Annotated in this window: 36 protein-coding genes; 6 read left to right on the top strand and 30 right to left on the bottom strand. The window is 34.5% G+C overall.

Features of this window, described 5'->3' with window-relative positions; all coding sequences use genetic code 11:
• Positions 1 to 8: 8 nt before the first annotated feature.
• From rplO to ABEG63_RS13875, 21 genes are all read right to left on the bottom strand, one after another.
• Positions 9 to 458, bottom strand: coding sequence for a 50S ribosomal protein L15 (rplO, locus tag ABEG63_RS13975; RefSeq protein ID WP_267405778.1), 450 nt, complete (start codon positions 456 to 458; stop codon positions 9 to 11).
• Positions 459 to 477: 19 nt separating this feature from the next.
• A complete protein-coding gene (rpmD, locus tag ABEG63_RS13970; RefSeq protein ID WP_029297759.1) occupies positions 478 to 654 on the bottom strand; it encodes a 50S ribosomal protein L30 in 177 nt (58 codons plus the stop codon).
• 10 nt (positions 655 to 664) lie between these two features.
• Positions 665 to 1,186: a 30S ribosomal protein S5 gene (gene rpsE / locus ABEG63_RS13965; protein WP_045491132.1), complete on the bottom strand. Its 522-nt coding sequence runs from the start codon at positions 1,184 to 1,186 to the stop codon at positions 665 to 667.
• 20 nt (positions 1,187 to 1,206) lie between these two features.
• Entirely contained in the window at positions 1,207 to 1,560 is a 354-nt protein-coding gene (rplR, locus tag ABEG63_RS13960; RefSeq protein ID WP_267405776.1) for a 50S ribosomal protein L18, read from the bottom strand.
• Positions 1,561 to 1,575: 15 nt separating this feature from the next.
• On the bottom strand, positions 1,576 to 2,121 hold the full coding sequence (gene rplF / locus ABEG63_RS13955) for a 50S ribosomal protein L6 (protein WP_346585598.1): 546 nt from the start codon (positions 2,119 to 2,121) through the stop codon (positions 1,576 to 1,578).
• 17 nt (positions 2,122 to 2,138) lie between these two features.
• Positions 2,139 to 2,537: a 30S ribosomal protein S8 gene (gene rpsH, locus ABEG63_RS13950; protein ID WP_039364085.1), complete on the bottom strand. Its 399-nt coding sequence runs from the start codon at positions 2,535 to 2,537 to the stop codon at positions 2,139 to 2,141.
• A 151-nt stretch (positions 2,538 to 2,688) separates the two neighbouring features.
• Positions 2,689 to 2,958, bottom strand: a complete 270-nt coding sequence (gene rpsN / locus ABEG63_RS13945) for a 30S ribosomal protein S14 (RefSeq protein WP_027387207.1) — start codon at positions 2,956 to 2,958, stop codon at positions 2,689 to 2,691.
• Positions 2,959 to 2,961: 3 nt separating this feature from the next.
• Positions 2,962 to 3,513: a 50S ribosomal protein L5 gene (gene rplE, locus ABEG63_RS13940; protein ID WP_267405768.1), complete on the bottom strand. Its 552-nt coding sequence runs from the start codon at positions 3,511 to 3,513 to the stop codon at positions 2,962 to 2,964.
• Between the two features lie 13 nt (positions 3,514 to 3,526).
• Positions 3,527 to 3,853 (bottom strand): 50S ribosomal protein L24, encoded by a 327-nt coding sequence (gene rplX, locus ABEG63_RS13935; protein ID WP_072953568.1) that lies wholly within the window; start codon positions 3,851 to 3,853, stop codon positions 3,527 to 3,529.
• 20 nt (positions 3,854 to 3,873) lie between these two features.
• Positions 3,874 to 4,242, bottom strand: coding sequence for a 50S ribosomal protein L14 (rplN, locus tag ABEG63_RS13930; RefSeq protein WP_007839504.1), 369 nt, complete (start codon positions 4,240 to 4,242; stop codon positions 3,874 to 3,876).
• A 2-nt stretch (positions 4,243 to 4,244) separates the two neighbouring features.
• Positions 4,245 to 4,499, bottom strand: a complete 255-nt coding sequence (gene rpsQ, locus ABEG63_RS13925; protein ID WP_034678021.1) for a 30S ribosomal protein S17 — start codon at positions 4,497 to 4,499, stop codon at positions 4,245 to 4,247.
• Positions 4,500 to 4,511: 12 nt separating this feature from the next.
• Entirely contained in the window at positions 4,512 to 4,697 is a 186-nt protein-coding gene (gene rpmC / locus ABEG63_RS13920) for a 50S ribosomal protein L29 (protein WP_027381309.1), read from the bottom strand.
• A gap of 12 nt (positions 4,698 to 4,709) precedes the next feature.
• Positions 4,710 to 5,135: a 50S ribosomal protein L16 gene (rplP, locus tag ABEG63_RS13915; RefSeq protein WP_029297776.1), complete on the bottom strand. Its 426-nt coding sequence runs from the start codon at positions 5,133 to 5,135 to the stop codon at positions 4,710 to 4,712.
• A 97-nt stretch (positions 5,136 to 5,232) separates the two neighbouring features.
• A complete protein-coding gene (gene rpsC / locus ABEG63_RS13910; protein WP_267405757.1) occupies positions 5,233 to 5,982 on the bottom strand; it encodes a 30S ribosomal protein S3 in 750 nt (249 codons plus the stop codon).
• Between the two features lie 8 nt (positions 5,983 to 5,990).
• Entirely contained in the window at positions 5,991 to 6,389 is a 399-nt protein-coding gene (gene rplV, locus ABEG63_RS13905) for a 50S ribosomal protein L22 (RefSeq protein ID WP_007839512.1), read from the bottom strand.
• A 2-nt stretch (positions 6,390 to 6,391) separates the two neighbouring features.
• Entirely contained in the window at positions 6,392 to 6,670 is a 279-nt protein-coding gene (gene rpsS, locus ABEG63_RS13900; protein ID WP_002983209.1) for a 30S ribosomal protein S19, read from the bottom strand.
• 2 nt (positions 6,671 to 6,672) lie between these two features.
• Positions 6,673 to 7,494: a 50S ribosomal protein L2 gene (gene rplB / locus ABEG63_RS13895; RefSeq protein ID WP_103246794.1), complete on the bottom strand. Its 822-nt coding sequence runs from the start codon at positions 7,492 to 7,494 to the stop codon at positions 6,673 to 6,675.
• Between the two features lie 22 nt (positions 7,495 to 7,516).
• Positions 7,517 to 7,807, bottom strand: coding sequence for a 50S ribosomal protein L23 (rplW, locus tag ABEG63_RS13890; RefSeq protein WP_042720941.1), 291 nt, complete (start codon positions 7,805 to 7,807; stop codon positions 7,517 to 7,519).
• A 3-nt stretch (positions 7,808 to 7,810) separates the two neighbouring features.
• Positions 7,811 to 8,440 carry a 50S ribosomal protein L4 gene (gene rplD, locus ABEG63_RS13885; RefSeq protein WP_172284542.1) on the bottom strand — a complete coding sequence of 210 codons (630 nt, stop codon included), beginning with the start codon at positions 8,438 to 8,440 and terminating at the stop codon, positions 7,811 to 7,813.
• The gene (gene rplC / locus ABEG63_RS13880) at positions 8,431 to 9,054 is read right to left on the bottom strand and encodes a 50S ribosomal protein L3 (RefSeq protein ID WP_267405751.1); all 624 of its coding nucleotides are present in this window, start codon (positions 9,052 to 9,054) and stop codon (positions 8,431 to 8,433) included. The genes rplD and rplC overlap by 10 nt, the downstream gene beginning before the upstream one ends.
• A gap of 251 nt (positions 9,055 to 9,305) precedes the next feature.
• Positions 9,306 to 10,070: a DeoR/GlpR family DNA-binding transcription regulator gene (locus ABEG63_RS13875; protein ID WP_267405750.1), complete on the bottom strand. Its 765-nt coding sequence runs from the start codon at positions 10,068 to 10,070 to the stop codon at positions 9,306 to 9,308.
• A gap of 114 nt (positions 10,071 to 10,184) precedes the next feature.
• On the opposite strand from ABEG63_RS13875, the gene ABEG63_RS13870 reads away from it, so the two are divergent.
• The 6 genes from ABEG63_RS13870 (at position 10,185) to ABEG63_RS13845 (ending at position 18,822) form a co-directional block, all read left to right on the top strand.
• Positions 10,185 to 11,786, top strand: coding sequence for a glycerol-3-phosphate dehydrogenase/oxidase (locus ABEG63_RS13870; RefSeq protein WP_346585593.1), 1,602 nt, complete (start codon positions 10,185 to 10,187; stop codon positions 11,784 to 11,786).
• Positions 11,787 to 11,793: 7 nt separating this feature from the next.
• Positions 11,794 to 13,290, top strand: a complete 1,497-nt coding sequence (gene glpK, locus ABEG63_RS13865) for a glycerol kinase GlpK (RefSeq protein WP_346585591.1) — start codon at positions 11,794 to 11,796, stop codon at positions 13,288 to 13,290.
• 23 nt (positions 13,291 to 13,313) lie between these two features.
• A complete protein-coding gene (locus ABEG63_RS13860; RefSeq protein ID WP_312399976.1) occupies positions 13,314 to 14,045 on the top strand; it encodes an MIP/aquaporin family protein in 732 nt (243 codons plus the stop codon).
• Positions 14,046 to 14,488: 443 nt separating this feature from the next.
• Positions 14,489 to 14,911, top strand: coding sequence for a hypothetical protein (locus ABEG63_RS13855; RefSeq protein WP_346585589.1), 423 nt, complete (start codon positions 14,489 to 14,491; stop codon positions 14,909 to 14,911).
• Positions 14,908 to 15,894 carry a hypothetical protein gene (locus ABEG63_RS13850; protein ID WP_346585587.1) on the top strand — a complete coding sequence of 329 codons (987 nt, stop codon included), beginning with the start codon at positions 14,908 to 14,910 and terminating at the stop codon, positions 15,892 to 15,894. The genes ABEG63_RS13855 and ABEG63_RS13850 overlap by 4 nt, the downstream gene beginning before the upstream one ends.
• Positions 15,895 to 16,101: 207 nt before the next feature.
• Positions 16,102 to 18,822 carry a hypothetical protein gene (locus ABEG63_RS13845; protein ID WP_346585585.1) on the top strand — a complete coding sequence of 907 codons (2,721 nt, stop codon included), beginning with the start codon at positions 16,102 to 16,104 and terminating at the stop codon, positions 18,820 to 18,822.
• A 130-nt stretch (positions 18,823 to 18,952) separates the two neighbouring features.
• On the opposite strand, the gene ABEG63_RS13840 is transcribed toward ABEG63_RS13845, so the two are convergent.
• From ABEG63_RS13840 to ABEG63_RS13800, 9 genes are all read right to left on the bottom strand, one after another.
• Entirely contained in the window at positions 18,953 to 19,300 is a 348-nt protein-coding gene (locus tag ABEG63_RS13840) for a hypothetical protein (protein ID WP_346585583.1), read from the bottom strand.
• Between the two features lie 40 nt (positions 19,301 to 19,340).
• Positions 19,341 to 19,976: an RHS repeat-associated core domain-containing protein gene (locus ABEG63_RS13835; protein WP_346585581.1), complete on the bottom strand. Its 636-nt coding sequence runs from the start codon at positions 19,974 to 19,976 to the stop codon at positions 19,341 to 19,343.
• Between the two features lie 252 nt (positions 19,977 to 20,228).
• Positions 20,229 to 20,702: a hypothetical protein gene (locus ABEG63_RS13830; protein WP_346585580.1), complete on the bottom strand. Its 474-nt coding sequence runs from the start codon at positions 20,700 to 20,702 to the stop codon at positions 20,229 to 20,231.
• A gap of 17 nt (positions 20,703 to 20,719) precedes the next feature.
• A complete protein-coding gene (locus tag ABEG63_RS13825; protein WP_346585578.1) occupies positions 20,720 to 22,012 on the bottom strand; it encodes an RHS repeat-associated core domain-containing protein in 1,293 nt (430 codons plus the stop codon).
• A 65-nt stretch (positions 22,013 to 22,077) separates the two neighbouring features.
• A complete protein-coding gene (locus tag ABEG63_RS13820; RefSeq protein ID WP_346585577.1) occupies positions 22,078 to 22,494 on the bottom strand; it encodes a hypothetical protein in 417 nt (138 codons plus the stop codon).
• 19 nt (positions 22,495 to 22,513) lie between these two features.
• Entirely contained in the window at positions 22,514 to 22,807 is a 294-nt protein-coding gene (locus ABEG63_RS13815) for a hypothetical protein (RefSeq protein WP_346585575.1), read from the bottom strand.
• A 26-nt stretch (positions 22,808 to 22,833) separates the two neighbouring features.
• Positions 22,834 to 23,619 (bottom strand): RHS repeat-associated core domain-containing protein, encoded by a 786-nt coding sequence (locus ABEG63_RS13810; RefSeq protein ID WP_346585573.1) that lies wholly within the window; start codon positions 23,617 to 23,619, stop codon positions 22,834 to 22,836.
• Between the two features lie 130 nt (positions 23,620 to 23,749).
• Positions 23,750 to 24,250, bottom strand: a complete 501-nt coding sequence (locus ABEG63_RS13805) for a hypothetical protein (RefSeq protein WP_346585572.1) — start codon at positions 24,248 to 24,250, stop codon at positions 23,750 to 23,752.
• A gap of 4 nt (positions 24,251 to 24,254) precedes the next feature.
• On the bottom strand, positions 24,255 to 25,038 hold a 784-nt coding region (locus ABEG63_RS13800), incomplete at its 5' end, for a hypothetical protein (protein WP_346585570.1).

Raw genomic sequence — 25,038 nt, 5'->3', positions numbered from 1 at the left:
AGTTACTATTATAAGGTAATTGCTTTTCCACCTGCTTTAGCAATAAGCTCTTCAGCAGATTTAGTGAATTTGTCAGCAGAGATTGAAACCGCAGATTTCAATTCTCCTCTACCCATAATTTTCACTAATTCGTTTTTAGTAATTAAACCGTTTTCAATTAGAACTTCTCTTGTAATATCTCCAGTGATAGATTTATTCTCGATTAAAGTTTGAATTGTATCAAGGTTAATTCCTCTAAACTCTTTTCTGTTTACGTTTTTGAATCCGAATTTCGGTAATCTTCTTTGTAAAGGCATCTGACCTCCTTCAAAACCGATTTTCTGAGAATAACCAGCTCTTGCTTTTTGTCCTTTGTGACCTTTCGTAGAAGTACCACCTTTTCCAGTACCCTGACCTCTACCAATTCTTTTTGAATTGAAAGTAGATCCTGCAGCTGGTTTTATGTTGTTTAAATTCATTTTAAAATTATTTTAAAAATTATTTTTGAACTTCAAGTAAATGACTAACTGCAGCTATCATTCCTAAGATAGAAGGAGTAGCTTCGTGTTCTACAACTTGGTGAAGTTTCTTTAATCCTAATGCTTCAAGCGTTCTCTTTTGGGTTTTTGTTCTTCCAATAGCGCTTCTTACTTGCTTTACTTTGATTGTTGCCATTGTATATATATTAACCGTTAAACACTTTACTTAGTGAAACTCCTCTCATTCTAGCAATTTCTTCAGGTCTTCTGATGTCTAATAACGCTTTGAAAGTAGCTTTCACCACGTTGTGAGGGTTAGAAGATCCTTTAGATTTTGAAAGGATATCGTGAATACCAGCAGACTCCAATACCGCTCTTACCGCACCACCGGCGATAAGCCCTGTACCGTGAGAAGCAGGTCTCAAGAAGATATCTGCACCACCGTATCTAGCAGTAGTTTGGTGAGGAATAGTGTGGTTCATTACAGGAACTTTCACAAGGTTTTTCTTAGCGTCTTCAACTGCTTTAGCAATTGCAGAAGCAACCTCTTTAGATTTTCCTAATCCGAAACCGATGATACCTTCTTCGTTACCTACTACAACAATAGCAGAAAATCCGAAAGCTCTACCCCCTTTTGTTACTTTTGTTACTCTGTTAACAGCTACGAGACGATCTTTAAGTTCTAATCCTCCCGGTTTTACTCTTTCTATATTATCTAGTCCTAACATATTTTCCGAAATTTAAATGATTAGAATTTAAGTCCTCCTTCTCTCGCACCATCAGCTAGAGCCTTAACTCTTCCGTGATATACGAATCCGTTTCTATCAAAAACAATAGTTTCGATTCCTGCAGCGATAGCTTTAGCAGCAATAGCTTTACCTACAGCAGCAGAAACTTCAGTTTTAGTTCCATTTGCGTCTACTCCTTTCTCTCTAGAAGAAGCAGAAGCTAAAGTTTTTCCACTGATATCGTCGATTAACTGAGCGTAAATTTCCTTATTACTTTTGTATACAGATAATCTTGGCAATTCAGAAGATCCAGAGATTTTTCCTCTTACTCTTCTTTTGATTCTTATTCTTTTTTCTACTTTACTTAATGCCATAATACTTATAATTTATTAAGCAGATTTACCAGCTTTACGTCTAACAATTTCTCCTACGAATCTTACACCTTTTCCTTTGTATGGTTCAGGCTTTCTGAAAGATCTGATCTTTGCAGCTACCATCCCTAGAAGTTGGTTATCGTGAGACGTTAAAGTAATAATTGGGTTTTTACCTTTTTCAGTCAATGTATCTACTTTTACTTCACCTGGAAGCTCTAGTACAATACCGTGAGAGAATCCTAAAGCCAACTCAAGTTTTTGACCTGCGTGAGAAGCTCTGTATCCTACCCCTACTAATTCTAGTTTCTTTTCGAAACCTTGAGATACACCAACAATCATGTTGTTGATCAACGCTCTGTATAAACCGTGAAGCGCTTTGTGTTGTTTAGCATCAGATGGTCTGTTTACGTTCAGTTCTCCATCTTTTTGTTCAATAGTAATTCCTGCTGTAAGCTCCTGAGAAAGTTCTCCTTTAGGACCTTTTACAGTTACCACACCGTTGTTTTCAGTGATTGTAACTCCTGCTGGAACTGTTATAATTGCTTTACCAATTCTTGACATTTTCCTTTGATTAAAAATTAATAAACATAGCAGATTACTTCACCACCTACTTTTTCTTCTCTAGCTTTCTTGTCAGTCATTACTCCTTTAGAAGTAGAGATGATAGAAATACCCAAACCGTTTAGTACTCTTGGAAGCTCAGCTGAACCTTTGTACTGTCTCAAACCTGGTCTAGAAGCTCTTTGGATAGACTTGATAGCCGGTTTGTTAGTTTGCTTATCGTACTTCAAAGCGATTTTGATCGTACCTTGAACAGCGCTATCTTCAAACTTGTAGTTTAAGATATACCCTTGATCAAATAAGATCTTAGTAATCTCCTTTTTGATTTTCGATGCAGGAATTTCCACCACTTTGTGGCCTGCGCTTTGTGCGTTCCTTACTCTAGTTAGGAAATCTGAAATTGGATCTGTTACCATTTTTATTTTATAAATTATTGGTTAAAGAACAATCAGTTTTGTAAAGACTTGAAGAATAAAATATCAGACTTCAGAAATCTTCGGTCTGATATTTTTTATCTTTAGTTTCTGAACAACTTAATTGTCCCGAATTTTTTAATTAGTAATTAAATTACCAACTCGCTTTTTTAACACCCGGGATAAGACCGTTGTTTGCCATTTCTCTGAAAGTTACTCTGGAAATACCAAACGTTCTCATGTATCCTCTTGGTCTACCTGTTAGTTTACATCTGTTGTGTAATCTTACAGGAGAAGCATTTTTAGGTAATTTCTGAAGACCTTCATAATCACCAGCTTCTTTTAAAGCTTTTCTTTTGTCAGCGTATTTAGCAACTAGTGCTTCTCTTTTGCGCTCACGCGCTTTCATTGATTCTTTAGCCATTTCTTAGTTCTTTTTAAATGGTAAACCGAAGTGAGTTAATAATGCTTTAGCTTCTTTATCTGTTTTCGCAGTTGTAACGAAAGTGATGTCCATCCCTTGGATTTTTTTCACTTTGTCAATCACGATCTCAGGGAAGATAATTTGCTCAGTAATACCTAAGTTATAATTACCTCTACCATCGAAACCATCAGCCTTAATACCAGAAAAATCTCTAATACGTGGTAAAGCAGAAGCAGTAAGTCTGTCTAAGAACTCATACATTTTATCAGCTCTTAAAGTAACTCTAGCACCTACAGGCATACCTTTTCTCAATTTGAAAGCAGCTTCGTCTTTCTTAGAGATAGTACCCACAGCCTTTTGGCCAGTGATGTTTGTAAGTTCTTCTACAGCATAATCGATGATTTTTTTATCAGCAGTAGCATCTCCTAAACCTTGAGATAAAATGATTTTCTCAAGCTTTGGTACCTGCATTACTGATTTGTATCCGAATTCTTCCATCATTGCAGGAACAATCGTTTCTTTATATGCTTTTTTGGGTCTTGCTATATATTCCATGTGTTATTTAAAATTATAAAGTTTCACCCGTTTTTTTGTTGATTCTTACTTTCTTATCTCCTTCGATTTTGTAACCTACTTTGATAGCTTTTCCGTCTTTACCAACTAAAGCTACGTTTGAGATATGAATAGAAGCTTCCTTCTCAGTGATTCCTCCTTGAGGGTTAGAAGCTGAAGGCTTAACGTGTTTTTTAACGATGTTAAGTCCTGCAACGATAACTCTAGGGTCTCTTCCTTCTTTTTTGATCACTTCAATAACTTCACCAGTACTACCTTTAAGACCTTTCTTACCTGTAGTTACGATTACGTTATCTCCTCTTTTTATTTTTAACTTTGACATTTTTTTTAAAATTTTAAATATTAAAGTACTTCAGGAGCTAATGAAATGATTTTCATATATTCTTTGTCTCTCAACTCACGAGCAACTGGTCCGAAAACACGTGTTCCTCTCATTTCTCCCGCTGCGTTTAGTAATACACAAGCATTGTCTTCGAATTTGATGTATGAACCATCTTTTCTTCTAACTGCTTTTTTAGTTCTTACTACTACAGCTTTAGATACCTGACCTTTTTTAGCGTTTCCTGATGGTGTAGAATCCTTGATAGTAACAACGATTTTATCACCAACTGAAGCATATCTTCTTCTGGTTCCTCCCAGAACTCTAATAACTAGTACTTCTTTAGCACCTGTGTTATCAGCAACTTTTAATCTTGATTCTGTTTGTAACATTATTACTTAGCTTTTTCAATGATTCTTACTAATCTCCATCTCTTGCTCTTGCTCAAAGGTCTAGTTTCAGAAATTAAAACTGTATCTCCTTCGTTGCACTCGTTGTTCTCGTCATGTGCAGTATATTTTTTCGTTTTCAAAACGAATTTACCGTACATCGGGTGCTTTACTCTTGTAGTTTCGCTAACAACAATAGTTTTTTCCATTTTATTACTGGAAACCACTCCGATTCTTTCTTTTCTTAAATTTCTATCCATTGTAAAATGAAATTATTGTTTGTTAGTTAACTCAGTATTTAGTCTAGCGATTGTTTTTCTCAAATCTCTGATTTGGATCGGGTTTTCAATTGGGCTGATTGCATGAGCCAATTTCAATTTAGAATATTGAGCTTTTGCTTCAGTTAATTGAGCTTGAATATCACCCGCGCTTAAATTTTTAATATCAGCTTTTTTCATTGTATTCAAAGATTAAAGAGGTTTAACGAAATCGTTAGCAACGATGAATTTAGTAACTACTGGTAATTTTTGTGCCGCAAGTCTTAATGCTTCCTTAGCGATATCGTAAGGTACACCACCGATTTCGAACATAATTTTACCTGGCTTTACTACAGCTACCCAATATTCCACAGCACCTTTACCTTTACCCATACGTACTTCCGCAGGTTTTTTAGTAATTGGCTTATCTGGGAAGATTTTGATCCATAGTTGACCTTCTCTCTTCATATATCTTGTCGCAGCGATACGAGCAGCTTCAATTTGTCTTGCAGTGATCCAAGCACCTTCTGTCGCCTTAATCCCGAAAGTTCCATAAGCAAGTTGACTACCTCTTTGGGCATTCCCCTTCATTTTCATCTTATGAACTCTACGGAATTTGGTTCTTTTTGGTTGTAACATAATTTCTAAATTTTAGATTTTAGATTTTAGATTTTAGATTTTTTTTATTTTAAAAAAGTAACGGTAATTTAAAATTCAAAATTTCTAATCTAAAATTTTAATTATTATTGTTATTGTTGTTGTTTTTTCTAGGTCTTCTGTTGTCTCTGTCTCCTCCTCTGTTTCCTCTGTCTGACTGACCTCCTTTTTTCTGTTGTCCCACTAGTGGAGAAAGTTCTCTTTTACCGTAAACTTCACCTTTCATGATCCAAACTTTTACACCTAATTTTCCGTACTGAGTAAGTGCTTCACCGATGTGGTAATCGATATCTGCTCTGAAAGTAGACAATGGAATTCTCCCGTCTTTGAAAGATTCTGATCTTGCCATTTCAGCACCGTTCAATCTCCCAGAGATTTGAACTTTGATACCTTCTGCACCCATTCTCATTGTACCTGCCATCGCCATCTTCACAGCTCTTCTGTAAGAGATTCTGTTTTCGATTTGTTTAGCAATGCTATCAGCAACTAATACTGCATCAAGCTCAGGTCTTTTGATTTCGAAGATGTTGATTTGAATATCCTTTTTAGTCAATTTTTTCAACTCTTCTTTCAGTTTATCAACTTCCTGACCTCCTTTACCGATGATAAGTCCCGGTCTAGCAGTAGTAATTGTAACTGTTACTAATTTTAATGTTCTTTCAATATAAATTCTTGAAATCCCACCTTTAGATAATCTAGCCTCAAGGTATCTTCTGATTTTGTAGTCTTCAGCGATTCTGTCTCCATAATCGTTTCCACCAAACCAGTTAGAATCCCATCCTCTGATGATACCTAATCTGTTACCAATTGGATTTGTCTTCTGTCCCATACCTTGATTTAGTTTTCTTTATTACCTAAGATTAATGTAACGTGGTTAGATCTTTTTCTGATTCTATACCCTCTACCTTGCGGAGCTGGTCTTAGTCTCTTCAATTGTCTTGCGCTATCCACGAAGATTTCTTTAACGATAAGGTTTGCTTCTTCGATATCCGCCCCTTCGTTTTTAGTCTGCCAGTTTGCCATAGCAGAAAGAAGTAATTTCTCTAACTTGTTAGATGCTTCTTTTTTAGAATATTTTAGGATATAAAGAGCTTTATCTACCTGCTCTCCTCTAATGATATCAGCAACTAATCTCATTTTTCTCGGAGATGATGGGCAGTTATTTAATGAAGCTTTAACAACGTCTTTGTTAGCTTCTTTTCTTGCGATTGAACTATCTTGTTTTCTAGATCCCATGATTATCTGCTTCCTTTGTTTTTGTTACCACCATGACCTCTGAAAGATCTTGTTGGAGAAAATTCGCCTAACTTGTGACCAACCATGTTTTCTGTAACATAAACAGGGATAAAAGATTTCCCGTTGTGTACAGCAATAGTTTGTCCTACGAAGTCCGGAGAGATCATAGATGCTCTAGACCAAGTTTTGATAACTGTCTTCTTACCAGACTCTATATTTGCCTGAACCTTCTTATCTAAAGTATGATGAATGAACGGTCCTTTTTTAAGTGATCTTGCCATAATTATTTTCTTTTAGATACGATGTAACGGTTAGACACTTTGTTTTTCTTTCTAGTTTTGTAACCTTTAGACGGCTTACCGTTTCTAGATCTTGGGTGACCTCCTGAAGAACGTCCTTCACCACCTCCCATTGGGTGATCTACTGGGTTCATTACTACCGCTCTTGTTCTTGGTCTTCTACCTAACCATCTGCTTCTACCAGCCTTACCTGATACAGTTAACTGGTGGTCAGAGTTAGAAACTGATCCAATCATTGCATAACATTCAGTAAGGATCATTCTAGATTCTCCTGAAGGCAATTTAATAATTGCATATTTTCCGTCTCTTGAAGTTAATTGAGCTGAAGAACCAGCACTTCTTGCTAAAATTGCACCTTGACCAGGCTTCATTTCAACACAAGAAATTACAGTACCTAACGGAATGTTTTTCAACTTCATTGCGTTCCCTACATTTGGTTCTACGCTTTCACCAGAAATTACTTTCTGATCTACTTTGATACCGTTTGGAGCGATGATATATCTCTTCTCTCCATCCGCGTACTCTAGTAACGCGATAAATGCAGTTCTGTTTGGATCGTATTCTACAGATTTTACAGTTGCTTCAACGTTTGCTTTGTTTCTTTTGAAGTCAATAATTCTGTATTTCTTTTTGTGTCCACCTCCGGTGTAACGCATGGTCATTTTACCTGTTTGGTTACGTCCACCTGACTTTTTAATACCAACTGTTAGAGATTTCTCTGGTTTGTTGGTAGTAATTTCCTCAAAATTGTTTACAATTCTGAATCTCTGTCCCGGGGTGATAGGTTTTAATTTTCTAACAGACATTACTATTATTTATAATTAATAATTAATTTACAGCAAAAATATCGATAACCTCACCTTCAGCAAGTTTAATTACCGCTTTTTTCAATTTGTTTGTCTTTCCTACTTGAAGACCTTTTTTAGTGTACTTTGAAGAAACCTTCGGAGCATAAATCATTGTGTTAACGTCTGCTACTTTTACACCGTAAGCTGCTTCAACAGCTTTTTTAATCTGGATTTTATTCGCCTTAGTATCAACTAAGAAAGAATAAGAACCTCTTAAATCTGTAAGGTAATTAGCCTTTTCTGAGATAACTGGTTTAATAATAATAGACATGACTTATTTCTTTAAATTTTCTTGGAATTTCTCGATAGCACCTTCTAAGAATACGATCTCACCTGCGTTGATTAGGTCATAAGAGCTAATTTCGTTGTAAGCAAGAACTTTAGTCTTAGGTAGGTTTCTTGAAGACAAATAAACATTTTTGTTTGCTTCATCTAAGATGTAAAGAGATTTTTTACCTTCGAATCCTAAAGCGTTATTAATGTTGATAAACTCTTTAGTTTTAGGAGTTTCGAAATTGAAAGCCTCTAATACTTTAATGCTGTTATCTCTCAATTTCTGAGATAAAACAGATTTTTTAGCTAATCTCTTAAGAGCTTTGTTCAATTTGAACCTGTAGTCCCTTGGTTTTGGTCCAAATACTCTACCTCCACCTCTGAAAGTTGGAGATTTAATATCACCATATCTAGCAGATCCAGATCCTTTTTGCTTCTTAAGTTTTTTAGTAGAAGCAGTAATTTCGCTTCTTTCTTTTGATTTATGAGTTCCTTGTCTTTGTGCAGCAAGGTACTGTTTAACTTCTAAGTAAACCGCGTGCTGATTTGGCTCAATTCCGAATACTGTTTCGTCTAGAGTTACTTTTCTTCCGGTCTCTTTTCCTGATGTATTTAATACTACTAGTTCCATTTTCTGATAATTACATAAGAATTTTTAGCTCCCGGAACAGCACCTTTTACTACTAAAAGATTTTGTTCTTGATCCACTTTTAATACTTGAAGGTTTTGTACAGTTACCTGCTCACCTCCCATTCTTCCAGCCATTCTCATCCCTTTGAATACTCTTGAAGGGTCAGATCCAGCACCGATAGAACCTGGAGCTCTAAGTCTGTTGTGCTGACCATGAGTTGCCTGCATTACACCTCCAAATCCGTGTCTTTTAACAACACCTTGGAAACCTTTACCTTTAGAAGTACCAGTTACATCTACATATTCACCTTCGATGAATAGATCAACTTTCACTTCCTCTCCTACTTTAGCATCTGTGAATCCGTCGTGGAATTCAACTAATTTAGCTTTAGGAGCAGAACCAGCCTTTTTGAAATGACCAGCTAACGCTTTACCAACGTTCTTCTCACTCTTGTCATCGAAACCCAATTGAACGGCAGAATAACCGTCAACCTCTAAGGTTCTGACCTGTAAAATCGCACATGGACCTGCTTGAATAACTGTACAAGGAATATTTTTCCCTGCTTCGTCAAACAAAGACGTCATACCGATTTTTTTACCAATAATACCTGACATTGTTTATGTTATAATAAAATTTATCCTTTATTTATCGTCATTTTTCGGAAGTCTGAAGCAATTTCTACTTTTGATATAGGCATACTACGCCCCTAAAATGAGTGTGCAAATGTATGAATAATTTTCTAACTGACAAATATTTCAAGCAAAATATTTTGATTTTTAATCATTTAGATAATTTTGGAAAAATTCGGGCGAAATTTCAGGTAAAATATTTTGGAATTACAGATAATTTAAAAATGAGTTGATTTTTACTTAATAATTACACTCACTCCAATTTCCTCCAGATTATTTTTGTCTTCTTCTAAAATATCCTGATCCGTAATCAAGTAATCTATTTTATCTAAAGAAGCAATTTTTCCGAAGCCTTTTTTATTGAGTTTGGAAGAATCGGCAAGAATAACAACTTTGTCAGAACATTCAATCATCAATTGATTTAAATGAGCCTCTGCTGCATTCGACGTACTGATCCCAAAATCCATATCGATTCCGTCTACACCAAGAAATAATTTATTACAAGAAAACTGTTTCAGAATACCTTCAGAAATAGAACCTACAATAGAAGTTGAGCTTTTCCTCACCTCTCCTCCTAACTGTATAATATTAATGTTAGGATTATTGCAAAGCTCAATCGCAACACGTAAAGAAGAAGTAAGCACCGTCAACGGCCCAAAGTTTACCAGCATTCTTGCCAGATAATGCATCGTTGTTCCAGAGGCCAGAATAATACAGTCGTTTTCCTGAATTAAAGACAAAGCCGCTTTTGCAATCCGTTGCTTGGCTTCTACATTTATGCTTTCCTTTTCATCCACATTTTTTTCGTACGCATAACGAACATGCTTACTCGCACCACCGTGATTTCGGAAAAGCAAACCCAAACTTTCAAGATAATTCAGGTCTTTTCGGATTGTAACCGAAGAAACATTGAATTTTTCACACAAATCCTGAACAAGAACATGATCTTTCTCTTCGATCTCCTTTAAAATATCATTATGTCTTGTCAATAATTTTTCCATGCGAAATTAATTTCACCAAAATTACTATTTTTTTTTATATTAAAAATTTTATTTAATTTCTTTTTAGTTTCATTTTTAATTTTTACATTTGAAAACGAAACATAACGAAATATTATGAAACGAAACGAAGAACTCAGCAAACTCACCACCGTAAAAGAATGGGACTTTATTGTCATTGGTGGCGGAGCAAGTGGCTTAGGTTCGGCATTGGATGCAACCAGCAGAGGATTTAAAACGTTATTACTCGAATCTCATGATTTTGCTAAAGCCACTTCCAGCCGAAGTACAAAGCTCGTACACGGCGGTGTAAGATATTTGGCGCAGGGCGATATTGGTTTAGTTAAAGAAGCTTTGAAAGAAAGAGGCTTGTTGGCTAAGAACGCAGCTCATGTGGTAAAAAATCAGTCTTTTATTATTCCGAATTATACTTGGTGGGGCGGAATCTACTATAAAATAGGACTTTCGATATATGATTTTCTTGCAGGAAAATTAAGCTTAGGTAAAACAAAATACATCAGCAAAGCAAAAACAGTTGAAAAACTTCCGACTATTGAACAAAAAGATCTGGCGAGCGGTGTTGTTTATCAGGACGGACAATTTGATGATGCCCGATTAGCCATTAATTTAACTCAAACAATTATTGAAAAAGGCGGAACTGCAGTTAATTATATCAAGGTCATTAATTTAATTAAAAATGATTCCGGAAAAATCTTAGGTGTAATTGCTGAAGATCAATTCTCGAAACAACAATTTGAACTTAAAGCGAAAGTAGTTATCAACGCGACCGGAATTTTCACCAACGACATATTAAATATGAATAACCCAAAACATGGAAAACTTGTTGTTCCAAGTCAGGGAATTCATTTGGTTTTAGATAAATCTTTTTTAAAAAGTGATGACGCGATCATGATCCCTAAAACATCCGACGGAAGAGTTCTATTTGTCGTTCCGTGGCATGACAGAGCTTTAGTTGGAACCACAGACACGCTTTTGGAAAACGAAAGTTTTGAACCGAGAGCATTGGAAGATGAAATTAAATTTGTTTTAACCACTGCAAGACAATATTTAGCTAAAAAACCAACACGTGAAGATGTAAAATCAGTTTTCGCAGGGCTTCGACCGCTAGCCGCTCCCAAAGATGGCGCAAAAAGCACCAAAGAAGTTTCCCGAAGTCATAAAGTGATTACTTCTGAAACCGGATTGATTTCCATCATTGGCGGAAAATGGACAACCTACAGAAAAATGGCCGAAGATACCGTTGATGAAGCGATGAAAGTTCACAAACTAGGAATTACCACTTCAAAAACCGAGAACCTTTCAATCCATGGAAATGTGAAACCTGAAACTGTAGACAGAACTAATCATTTATATGTATACGGTTCAGATATTCCTAAAATTAAAAAATTACAGCAAAGCAATTCTGAATTTGCCGAAAAAATACATCCAGAACATCCTTTCACAATAGCAGAATCGGTTTGGGCAGTACGAAATGAAATGGCAGAAACCGTTGAAGATATTTTGACAAGACGCGTAAGATTATTATTTTTAGACGCGAGAGCTGCCATCGATAGTGCCGAAAAAATCGCTACAATTATCGCAAGAGAAAATGGGCATTCCCAAGAATGGATCAACGAACAAACTAATGAATTTATAGAATTGGCAAAAGGATATTTGCTGACACCTTATTCTCCAAAAACAATCAACCTTAATAAATAGACACAACATGAGCGAAAAATTAATTCTTGCTTTAGATCAGGGAACCACTTCGTCCAGAGCAATCCTATTTAATCACAAAGGGGAAATTAAATACATTTCCCAAAAGAGTTTTGAACAAATCTTCCCGACGCCAGGTTGGGTAGAACATGATCCGAACGAAATCTGGTCATCGCAAATTTCTGTAGCCGCAGAAATTATCGCCAAAGCTGGAATTTCTGGTTTGGAAGTAGCCGCAATCGGAATTACGAATCAACGAGAAACAACTGTCGTTTGGGACAGAGAAACGGGCGAACCTATATATAATGCAATCGTTTGGCAAGACAGAAGAACGTCTAAATATTGTGACGAATTAAAAGAACAGGGACATACAGAAATCATCAAGGAAAAAACAGGTTTGGTATTGGATGCTTATTTTTCTGCCACAAAACTGAAATGGACTTTAGATAATGTAGAAGGAGCAAGAGAAAAAGCCGAAGCTGGAAAACTGTGTTTCGGAACTGTTGATACCTGGCTGATCTGGAAACTTACCCGTGGAAAAATGTTCATCACCGATGTTTCGAATGCAAGCAGAACGATGCTTTTAAATATTCATACTTTAGAATGGGATGAAGACCTTCTGAAATTATTTAATATTCCTAAAAATATATTGCCCGCCGTAAAGCAAAGCAGCGAAGTGTATGGTGAAACTGCCACTACTCTATTTTCAACCAAAATTCCTATTGCGGGAATTGCAGGAGATCAGCAGGCCGCTTTATTCGGGCAAATGTGTACCAAACCCGCAATGGTAAAAAACACTTACGGAACAGGATGTTTCCTTTTAATGAATACCGGAACTGAAGCCGTTTTATCAAAAAACAATCTGCTAACAACTGTTGCTTGGAAAATTAATGATGAAGTGAATTATGCCTTGGAAGGAAGTGTTTTCGTAGGCGGTGCGGCAATTCAGTGGTTGAGAGATGGGTTGAAACTTATCAATTCTGCAGAAGAGATCAATATTTTAGCTAAAACTGTCGAAGATAATGGCGGCGTGTATTTCGTTCCTGCCTTAACTGGATTGGGTGCGCCTTACTGGGATCAGTATGCCCGTGGAACTATTGTCGGCGTTACCCGCGGAACAACCAACGGACATATTGCAAGGGCTACTTTAGAAGGTATTGCTTTTCAGGTATATGATATTGTGAAAGCAATGGAAGCTGATTCTGGAAGAGAAAGTTTGGAATTGAGAGTAGATGGCGGTGCTTCGGCGAGTGATTTATTGATGCAGATTCAATCGGATTTATTTGGTTTTAAAATTACCAGACCAAAAACATTAGAAACAACCGCTTTAGGTGCCGCTTATCTTGCCGGATTGGCGGTTGGTTACTGGAAAAGCATTGATGAAATTCAATCGCAATGGATTGTTGATAAAGATTTTCATCCGCAGCTCGAGCAGGAAAAAGTGGAGAAAATGGTAACGACATGGAATAAAGCCGTGCAACGTTCTCAAAGCTGGATCGAAGATTAATTTCACCTTATAAAAACTAAGATATGACTCCATTTATAGCAGAACTTATCGGAACCATGCTGATGATCTTATTAGGAAACGGCGTGGTGGCCAACGTAGTTTTAAAAGGTACGAAAGGAAATAATTCTGGCTGGATTGTGATTACGACCGCTTGGGCATTAGCTGTTTTTGTCGGAGTAACCGTTGCAGGCCCGGTGAGCGGTGCCCATTTGAATCCCGCAGTAACCTTAGGATTAGCCTTCGCAGGAAAATTTTCGTGGGATCTCGTTCCAACGTATATTGCCGGAGAAATGATCGGGGCAATGTTAGGCGCTTTTCTTGTATGGCTTTTTAATAAAGATCATTTTGAAATCACTGAAGATGAAGGTGCTAAACTCGCTTGTTTCAGCACAGGTCCGGCTATCAGAAAACCTTTATCAAATTTAATCAGTGAAATTATCGGAACCTTCGTTTTGGTATTTGTGATCTTCAATTTTGTGGATGCCAGCATTTATGTAAACGATGCTTCCGAAGCCAAAATAGGTTTGGGAACCGTTGGCGCATTGCCGGTAACTCTATTGGTTTGGGCAATCGGATTGTCTTTAGGCGGAACCACTGGTTATGCCATCAATCCTGCCCGTGACTTGGGACCGAGAATCATCCACTCCATTTTACCTATCAAAGGAAGCAGCGACTGGAGCTATGCATGGATTCCTATTTTGGGACCTGTTATTGGTGCTGGTCTTGCTGCCTTATTACATGTAAGCTTAAACTAAAATTTTAAAACTATATGAAAGAGCCATTCCAACTTTGGGATGGTTCTTTTTTTAAACACAAATTACATGAATACTTTTTCCATATGAAAATCCTTAGAATGTAAAATAATTCTAATATTTTAAACCATTAAGATAGGGTTAAGAAGTTGAGACAAATTAAGTTAACTTCATTATTAGGGATGATATTTATCCAAAATTAATTTAAACGTTTTTGCTTTTTATCGGCAGAATTCAATTTTATCAACGATAAAATCTTTGTGCTTTAAAAACATTCATTATTTAAAAACATCTTTGCGACTTTGCGATTAACCAACAAACAACAATTCTTCCCAAATTAAAATTAAGTTCAAATTTTTCATTAAATCGCAAAAACTCATTAATCACCGTGATTTTACGGTTTAATTTTTGCTGGGATATTTTTACTTTTGAAAAAAATTTTAATTATGAAAAAGCTTTTTTGTTTATTGATTCTATGCATCGGCTTCTTATCTTTTGCACAGTCGAAAGTACCGTTTGTCGGGAAAAGATTTTATGATATTGTAGAAGGCTTCAGCGGAAGCGGAACTCCAGCGTATTATGTAGACATCAAGAAAAACGGAGATGTACATTTCGGATATGTTCAGATGAATCAGGCAGACGGAACAGAAACGGCAGAAGACATTAACGTAGGAAAATATAATCCTAAAGTAATGACCGTACATTTTAAAAAGTTCAACGAAACTTTTAATCTTAAGCTTGAAAAAGATAAAATTTATTTAACCGATAAAAACGGAAATATTCAAAAAACTTCAGACTGCTGCTCAGTAGCAGAAAGCACAGATCCTGACACAAAATGTTCTTGTGAAAGCGAACTTTTTAAACCATGAGGTATATAAGACCATTTCTTTTTCTAATCCTCTTATCTTTTATTTCGTGTGGAAAAAAAGACAATCATCTCTACACATTTTATTACTGGAAAACGAAACTGGCTTTAGACAAAACCGAAAAAGATGCTTTGCAAAAAGCCAGCGATCCCGTTTTATACACGCGTTTTTTTGATGTTGATAAAGTAGATGGAAAGTTTCAACCCGTTGGGGTTATTACAAAAGATAAAAGTTTTGAAACCGATAAGCAAATCGCGCCCACCGTTTTTATTACCAACCGTACTTTTCTTTATATTAAAAAAGACGACATTCCATTTTTAGCGGAAAAAGTTCATCAATTGATTCAGAAAAAAACAGATGAATATCATTTAAAAACAAATAATGAAATTCAGATTGATTGTGATTGGACAGCCGGAACACGAGATGATTATTTTACTTTTTTAAAAGAATTAAAAAAAATTTCGGGAAAAGAAATTACCTGTACGCTTCGGCTTCATCAGGTAAAAGATAAGGCACAAACAGGAATTCCGCCTGTTGCAAAAGTTTTTCTGATGTGCTATTCCACTTCTTCGCCGTTGGAAAATTCAGATAAAAATTCAATTCTGGATGTTAATATTCTGAAAAGCTATCTTTCGAAACTTGAAGAGTACCCAATTAAAAAAATTGAAGTAGCACTTCCCATTTATTCATGGGGAATTGTGACAAATCATCTGGGGAAACACCGATTAATTAATGCGTTATCTCAAAAAGATCTGGATAATCTTAATTTCAGAAAAATCTCGGAGAACGAAATTGAAATTCAGAAAGACGGATTTTATTTCGGTAATTTCCTGAATAAAGGCTTTAAAATTAAGATTGAAGAGATTTCCGATCAACAGCTTCAGGACGTCATTCATTTCCTTGATAAAAAAATTCCACAATACAATATTATTTATTATCAATTAGATAGTAAATTTGTTAGCAACCAAAATTTTAATTTAAACTAAATTTATAATACAATTGATTTTTTAAAATCATAATTGCTTCGAATAGGTTTTGAAAAGCTGTATTGAGAAATTATCATTAATTATGAAAGGTTCTCGATACATTTTTCTCCGCTTTGCTGCGAAAAACACTCGAACTGACGGAAAGGTTTCAAAATTAATTGAGGGTAAATTACATTCATTTAAAAAATTAAAAACACCACAGCTAATATGAAAAAGTACCTACTTTCATTTGCCGTACTATCACTTTTTTACACAAAATCTGATGCCTGTGCATGGGCTGATCCTGATTATGATTATTTCAATCTTTTCACGCAGACCATTATAAAAGATAAATCTTACCTGCCGTTTTTACACAGCTATTCCACAAGATTTTATACCGATTACAGCCCTTCGCTTCTGGCTCAAATTCCTGATGAGAATATTGAAGCGTGGAGAAAATATTTTAACAATCAGCTCAGTTACTCCGAAACGTTGTTTTTGGTGAATAAAATGAGCATGAACGATTTAAATGAATTAAAAAAAGGAAATCCAAATAACCAACTGCTTAAAAAACTGGGAACGGGTTTCTACACCAAATATACAGAAGGAATTGATTATCTGATTGAGGCTAAATATCTTGAGCCTTATATGAAAATCAATTATATTGAAAGTACGGATTCTTTTTATTATCGCGAAAATCAGAAAGATGTAAATGCTACCAATCTTGATTACAATAAAACGATTGCTGCATTAACGTCACTTTATAACGCTGCCAAAAATCCGGAAATCAAACAACGTTACGGTTTCCAGCTCGTGCGTTTTAATCATTACACCCGAAATTACGATGCCGCGGCTCAGGCTTTTAAAACCTATGTCGCTCCCATCAAACTGAAAGGTGCACCTTATATTATGGCACTCGATCAGCTTGCCGGCTCACAACGCGGGATGGATATGAATAGCGAAGCCAACTGGAACTTCTTTCAGGTTTTTAAAGACAGTAAAAGCCGTAAGGAGTCTGCCTTTGTTTCGATGCAGCTTTCGGATACCGCTTCATTTAATAATATTTTAAAAAGAGCGAATACGAACGACGAAAAAAATATGGCGTATTTCCTTTTAGGCTATCAGGATTTTACCAATCCGATTCCTTTGATGGAAAAAATGTATGACATTAACCCTGATTCGGAAATCCTGAAAGTAATGGCGGCAAGGAGCATTAATGAAATTGAAAGAAGTTATCTTCCGACCTACTATTATGCTTCAACAGAAAATGGAACTGTCGTTAAAAATTCCACACAAAACAATTCAGATACAACAAATACTGAAAATACAGAACCTAAAAAAGAAGAATTATCTTTTTGGCAGAAAATTGTGAGATTCTTTAAAAACCTTTTCGGAGGATCAAAATCGAAAAGTGAAACCGAAAATAAAGCTGATCAAAGTGATGATGAATTGCTGGATAACCCGAACAGAATTCCGGTATATTCTAAAAACGATTCATATTACGGGTCTGAAAATGATCAGCAAAAAGACTTTTTGGATGATTTGCAGAAATTTGCTTCTAAAACAAAAGAAAAATCGAAGGATGAATATTGGCAGATCGCCGATGCTTACCTGATGTTTTTGAAAAAAGACTATAAAGCGAGCACTGAAATTTTAGAAGATATTAAAACCACCAATCCGGAATATCTTGAGGAAATTAAAAGAATGAAAGTGCTAAATGATATTGTTTCTCAGCCTAAAATTGATGCAAAATATGAAGATCATCTCATGAAAGATTATGCCGAATATTTTGTGGAAAAATCGGTAAAAAAAGACAGTACGAATCAGTATGATGAATATGGAACTGCACCGTCAACCGCAGATTTCTTAAAGGATGTTTTGGCTAACCGTTATTTCTTACAAGGTGAAGATGGAAAATCTTACCTGATGAATAATAAGCTGTCGTATCTTCAGTACAATCCGAACTCCAGCTTGGTTAAAAGTGTGGAAGAATTTTACAGAAAATCGAATAAGACCCAGTTTGAGCAACAGATTATTTCTAAAAACATGGATAATGTAGGGAATGTGGATGCGTTTTTCAGTGTGATCTATGGTGACAGAGCGATGAGAACGGCCGACTTTGCCAAAGCGAAATCGTATTATGAAAAAGCGCAGACCTTCGCCGGAATTCCAAGAGAAAACTATGAGCGCTATAATCCACTAACCGGAAATTATGAAAAACTGGTTTATGACGGCAAAAATTATGACGGTTTTCATAATATTTCAAATCTGATTTTCGGGCACAATACCTGGGAAAGTTTTGAAAGTCCGCAAGACCAAAGTATGAAAGCAGAAGATTACAGCCTCTTCCCTTTCATCAAACCCAACATGAATAAACTAGAACTTGCAAATGCCCTTGTTCAACTTAAACAAATCGGAAACGGGAAGGATGAAAAGTCGGCCAAAGCCAATCAGCTGATTGGAAATGTTTTGTATAACACTTCTGTTTTAGGGTATTTCAGACAGGTTTTCGTGATGGATGTCGACAACAGCAACGGTGGAAAGTATGATTTCTGGCGAACTGATCGAAAAAATCCGTACCAATATTACTATAAAAACTTTTTAGACACTACGTATATTGAGCCTGATAATTTTGACTTGTCGATTAATTATTATCAAAAGGCACTTAACACGTCAAACAATAAAGAGGAAAAAGCAAGAATCTTATTCCAGATGGCCAGCGCCGAGCAAGGAAAGTATTATCAGTATGAGGCAAAAAATCCGGCCAATATTGATTATTCTGATCCTAAATGGTCTGAGAAAAATGCCGCTCACGACCTACAAATGACCACCACCAAGCATGAAAAATACAAAACGTATTTTGCCATTTTAAAGAATCAGTACTCGGATACTGAAACGGCAAAAGGGCTGATGGGTAGCTGTATTTATTTTGAGTATTTTATGAAGTAGTAGATTATTTTGTTTTAAGGAAAACAAATAGGTATAAAACAACCCATCGTTAAAGCGATGGGTTGTTTTGTTATTATCACGGATTATAAATCCGCGAGAGTGGAAGTTATAAATCTCTGAGATCGGGAATCTATTTATATACCTTTTGATCACATTTCCAAAAATGTGTTATTACAGTATCTGTCTTATGTATTTGAAAAAATAAATCTCCTTTCTTTTTTACTATTGTATCCCCTATATCCATTTCGTCATAGTAAATTCTCATCCATCTATCATTTTCTTCACAATTACATTCTTTTTTTGTATAAGGATTATAACCATTTTTTAAAAATACATTCGAATGAACAGGTTTTGAAACTACAACAGCTAAACATTCAATAGACTTGTTAAGTTTTTTATTATAATCACAATTAGGTCCTAACTCACAACCTATTATAAGTAACATCAAGGCAAATAAATAAAAATACATTTTAATCATAGTTATTTAATATTAATTAAATTCAGGACTATATTTAAACTTACCAGACCACCCTTAAATTTAATATAATCCCCCCTCTTATACTAAAATTAGAATTTGTCCCTGGAATACCATAAGAAATGGAAGGACTATAACTTATTGCATCTGGTTTTGCCCCCCAAAATGCATCTTCTGCAGCTCCTAATCTAGTTCTTGCCGCTTGAAGGTTTTTTTGAGCAATAAGACCTGGAGAATCCATGACAACTTCTTGAATATTTCCTGTTTTACCATTTTCTACAGGATTACCTCCTCCAGAAGGTGAATCATCATATTTATTTCCATTAGGAGCATAATATATTCCTTTATCAGTAAATGAATTCTCTTTTCTTGTATAACCAGCTTTGTCTGCACTTCCTTCAAACCATTCAATATCATGAGTTTCATTATTCTCGTACCAATCTTCCAATCTCCCATCGGGATCAATAAATCTCAAAGGATTATTAAAGGCATAACGATAAGGCGACCACGCTCTATTCACTTCCGCCAACGGATCCACAACACCCCATCTGCCAATATCCGGCATGTAAAATCTTGCACCATAATCATACATACCAGTTTCCTGAAGCTCTTTTCCGTTGTATTTGTAAGAATACAAGCTTCCGAAATTAGAAGCATTAGCTCCCCCGATATGATTCAACCCAAAAGGATAATAATTGTTGGTATCTCTTACCTGAACGCCTTCGCTGGTTTTCGAGAAGCTTATTCTCGTATTTCCTAAATGATTTAATAGTAGTTAATATAATAATTTCTATAAAACTGTAAAATTCTTCGGATGTAACAATAAAATTAAAAATAAAACGGATAACCATTTAGATTACCCGTTTTTTTATTAATTTATTATGTTTTTAATTGTATAACCTCATTCATAAAAACCTGCATATCTAGGATATTACCACTTTTTTTTGAAAATTTTCCCAACTAATTTTTGAAAAACTGTATGATATATTCCTAAGTTTTTTACATGCAATTCATCGATAAAATCATCAAAATTTGAATAAAAATCTGTTCTTATTACAAATAATCGTTTCTCATTTTTATTATAAAGTACAAAAAATTCATAATCTTCATTTCCTATTTTAAATCCCTTTATATCTTCTATTTTAATTGTTTTTTCTAAGAAAAATAATCTTTTATAATACAATTTTCCATTTTCTATTTTTGCAAAAATAATCTCATAATAAATTTTATACCACAAGAAAAAAATTGTAAATAAAAATAATAATTCAAAATATATAAACCATATATATTGTCCTTTATCTATCATCTTTGTTCTAGTAAAAAATAAATAGGGGATACTTAGCATACAAATTCCCAAAATAAGTATTAATGGAGCTTTATTAGCTTTTTTAAATATTAATTTCATTTATTATAATTTTTTAATTATGGATTTCCAAATAATTTATCACCTGTTTGATATTCATATAGAGTCTTTCCTCCAAAATAGATTAGTGAAATCGCAGCTCCTGCAGGTCCTGCAAAGCCAATTGCAGTAAAGGCCATGTCAACACCAAACTCAGTTTTTGAAATTTGTCCAGTTGTAACTTGATATACGCTTACTGCTATACCTGTAACTGCTAACACGTTTCCTGCTACTTTTAATCCCTTTGCAAGATTTGAAACTTTAGAGGTTTGAAGCATAGAACCTGCTACATTTGTTTTAAAAGTAGGTTTTCCAAATCGATTTAAAATAGTAAAATTCACAGTTGATTTTGTTTCCAAAGCTGTGGTAAGATATGAACCAGCTTTTGCAACTGCTTGATCTAAACCTAACGAACCTGCACCAAAATAAGGATGATTAATAATTCTAATTCTATCAATAGTTTCATTACTTTCTAAAGTCCCATTCCATATTTTATTCATATAAGAATTAAAATGATTCTGTAACAAATTACCCCATCCTGCCTTTTTAGTTAAAGTTACACCTGGAATATCTATTATTGCATCTCCAATTCCACCCTCAGAAAAGCCAGTATTGAGACTTAAAAAATTACCACTATACCCTAAACTAATATTTCCAGAGCTGGTAAATCCGTTTCCTGTATTACTCCAAGTGGTATCCCAATTACCTCCTAATCCATACATCTTATCTATAAGATCATTTAAAGAACCTGTAGATCCCGATCCAGCCTGCCCACCACCAGCATCCTGAGCGAAATACATTCCATGAGAGCTTCCCATTCCATTATAACTCGACAAGGTAGAATTAGGATCAAAATCTCCATTAAAGGCAGAATGCTCTCCATAAATAGATCTTGGATCATACGCTGCATTTCCATCAGGATCAATATAGCTAATAGGATTATTAAATGCATAATTATATGGAGAATATCTTCTCATTTGTTCTGCCAAGGCATCTACCACACCCCATCTTCCCAGATCCGGCATATACATTCTCGCTCCAAAATCATACATTCCCGTTTCCTGAAGCTCTTTTCCGTTGTATTTGTAAGAATACAAGCTTCCGAAATTAGAAGCATTAGATCCCCCGATATGATTCAATCCAAAAGGATAATAATTGTTGGTATCTCTTACCTGAACGCCTTCGCTGGTTTTTGAGAAGCTTATTCTCGTATTTCCAAAATGATCTTGATACTGGTAAATATAACGGTTTTCTACAAAACTGTAAAATCCTGCAGAGGTAGCTACAAATATTAAAACAAAACGGATAACCATTTAGATTATCCGCTTTTTTATTAATTTATTGTAAAAATGTAACTTAACTTATATTATTTTTTCTTCTAGTTCATTGAACCATTGCTAATACTAACAATACTCCAAATATCTTGTGGATTTTTCCGTTTTAAAGTATAAGTTATATATTTTTTACGATTAGAAGTTGCAAATGAAATCAGAGCTAAATTAGCATTTATAATATAGTCTGATAATAATAAATAATTTTCTACACTAGGTATAATATGTACAATTTGAAGAAGTTTTTTAACTGAGCTATCTGAAGATATATACATTAAATCTTCATTACCTAGTTGCTTTTTTTCATCATAAATTATAACCTTATCACTACCAATAAATTTCCCTAATGAGTAATGTACAATATAATCATTAAAATAGTAATCGTTAAATTCTTTATTTTGAGCATTTATATTAGAGATAAACGATAGAATAAAAAGAATAAACATTAATAATAAATTTTTCATTATTTTGAATTAAAAATATTTAGTAATAATTTAAAGTTTTTTTCCATATATATATATCAAAAGCTGTAGTAAATTTCCCTGGATCACCAATTCCTCTTTTATAATAAGTATCTTTTAATAACTTATTTTCAAAATAGTCTCCAGCATCATTATATCCAAGAGAACCTAAACTAGTTTTTTCAAACCTAACTCTTGTTCCTGCTGACTCTCCCCAGTGATTTATTTCATGCCCTACTAATGTACTCATATAAAATATATTTTTAAGACCATCTACAGAAGTAGTATCATGATTTGCTTTTTCAAACCAATCCAAAACGTCTCTGTTTATTCTAACCAAATTTATTGGATAGGAGTTATTATTTGCATGGGGATAATCTGCCTTAGAATATCCTTCATCATTATGAAGATTATTCCATAATTTGTTTGGCTGGAAAACATTTTTGTTAGCTCCTCAATTGAAAACCCACTTGTTTCGCTCAAAACACTCATGAAATTAATATCATTTATTATATTAGGCAAAATATTCATCACAAAATCATAAAAAGCAGGATAGTTCTTCTTATAATATTCTTCCTTATTTTTTGGAAATTGGAAAGAAGGATTTTCCCAAGCTCCTCCAGATAAAGATCCGGAACCTTCTTGCCCACCACCTGCATCTGGAGCAAAATAATTTGCCAATGAATTACTCATTCCTGAAAAGCTCGACAAGGTAGAATTAGGATCAAAATCTCCATTAAATGCAGAATGCTCTCCATAAATAGATCTTGGATCATAAGCTGCATTTCCATCAGGATCTATAAATCTTAGCGGATTATTAAACGCATAATTATACGGAGAATATCTTCTCATCTGTTCTGCCAAAGCATCTACAACACCCCATCTTGCCAGGTCAGGCATATACATTCTCGCTCCAAAATCATACATTCCTGTTTCCTGAAGCTCTTTTCCGTTGTATTTGTAAGAATACAAGCTTCCGAAATTAGAAGCGTTAGATCCCCCGATATGATTCAATCCAAAAGGATAGTAATTGTTGGTATCTCTTACCTGAACGCCTTCGCTGGTTTTCGAGAAGCTTATTCTCGTATTTACTAGATAGTCTTTTTTTTGGTACAAAAATATTGACATTTTACTGTCAAATAAAACGGATAATCATTTAGATTACCCGTTTAAAAAAATTATTGGATTTTAATTGTTTAATCTCATTCATAAAGTAAACCAGCATATTTGGAATATTAAAACATTTCCATCTTTATTTTCACTCACAATAAACTGAAGGTGATTTTGGAATTTTTTTTCCTTTTTCTAAATAAATATATTTTACCGATTCTTTTGCTCCTCTCTGTCCTAGTTCATATGCTTTTAATATTGAGTAATTACCATATTTACTTTTATATTTATCAAATAATGGACTATCTTCTTCAATACTTAAAATATTAGAAATATCCCAATATGCATCGCTAAAATTATTCTTTTCTGCCATTAAGATTGCATAATATAAAAACTCCTTATATCTTCCATTGTTTGAATATTGCTTACATGCCTTATTATACGCTATGGTATCGCCCTCATATATTGCTTTGTGTATATTTTCCTTTAATTTTTTATCATTAAAATCAAAATCTTTATCAACATAAGGAATATAGTCATTAGGTTGATTATCATTTAATACATTTTTAAGTTGTACATTTTCTTTTGATGTTGTTTTATTACAATGAAATAATGATAATAAAACAAAAAGCATGAATAAATTTTTCATTTGATTATTTAAAATTTTTATATTTTTTTAGGAATTCTCTATAATAATATCCGCTAAGAGCCTGGCCATTTTTATAAAAAACAATAAGTCCATTTTCATCTCCTGAACCTTGCTGTCTATTAACATTTTTAATACCTTTTACGCTTAAGTCATATTCCACAAATCCTCTAAATCCAATAACTGTAAGGTTTGGATGTGCTTTAGATATTTGTTTTGCTATAGATCCATTATTTCCGACATCAGAAGCAGAAAGACAAGCAAACAAAATTAGGATAGGGCTTTTATATTTATCAATATTTGCCCAGTTTTTATTTTTTGCTGACATAGCCTTGTCAAAATCTTTTGCACTAAAAAGTCTTTCATCTTCATTCCATAACATATTTAAATTTCCATGTCCATATACTCTAAAAATACCATCTCCTTTGGTATTTTTAAAAAAATCATGCATCTCTTTAAATTTTTTATGAAAAACAGGTTTATCATCCTTCCCAAAAAAGTTGACGGGCTCTTCATCACTTACATTTTCAAACTGCGAACTATCTGTCCCATACTTAGAAAAATCAAACTGATCAAAATTAGGAGTATACTGTGGGTTTAAATAACTCTGTAATATATCATAGGCTTCTTTTCCATAGTAAGTTTCTCCTCCAGAGCCCTCCTGTCCACCACCAGCGTCCTGAGCGAAATACATTCCATGAGCACTTGAACTTCCCATTCCATTATAACTCGATAACGTAGAATTAGGATCAAAATCTCCATTAAATGCAGAATGTTCTCCATAGGTATCC

Source organism: Chryseobacterium sp. C39-AII1 (genome assembly GCF_039672645.1).
GTDB lineage: Bacteria > Bacteroidota > Bacteroidia > Flavobacteriales > Weeksellaceae > Chryseobacterium.
Note: the sequence above shows the minus strand (reverse complement) of the source record. Positions and strands in the feature narration are given on the sequence as shown.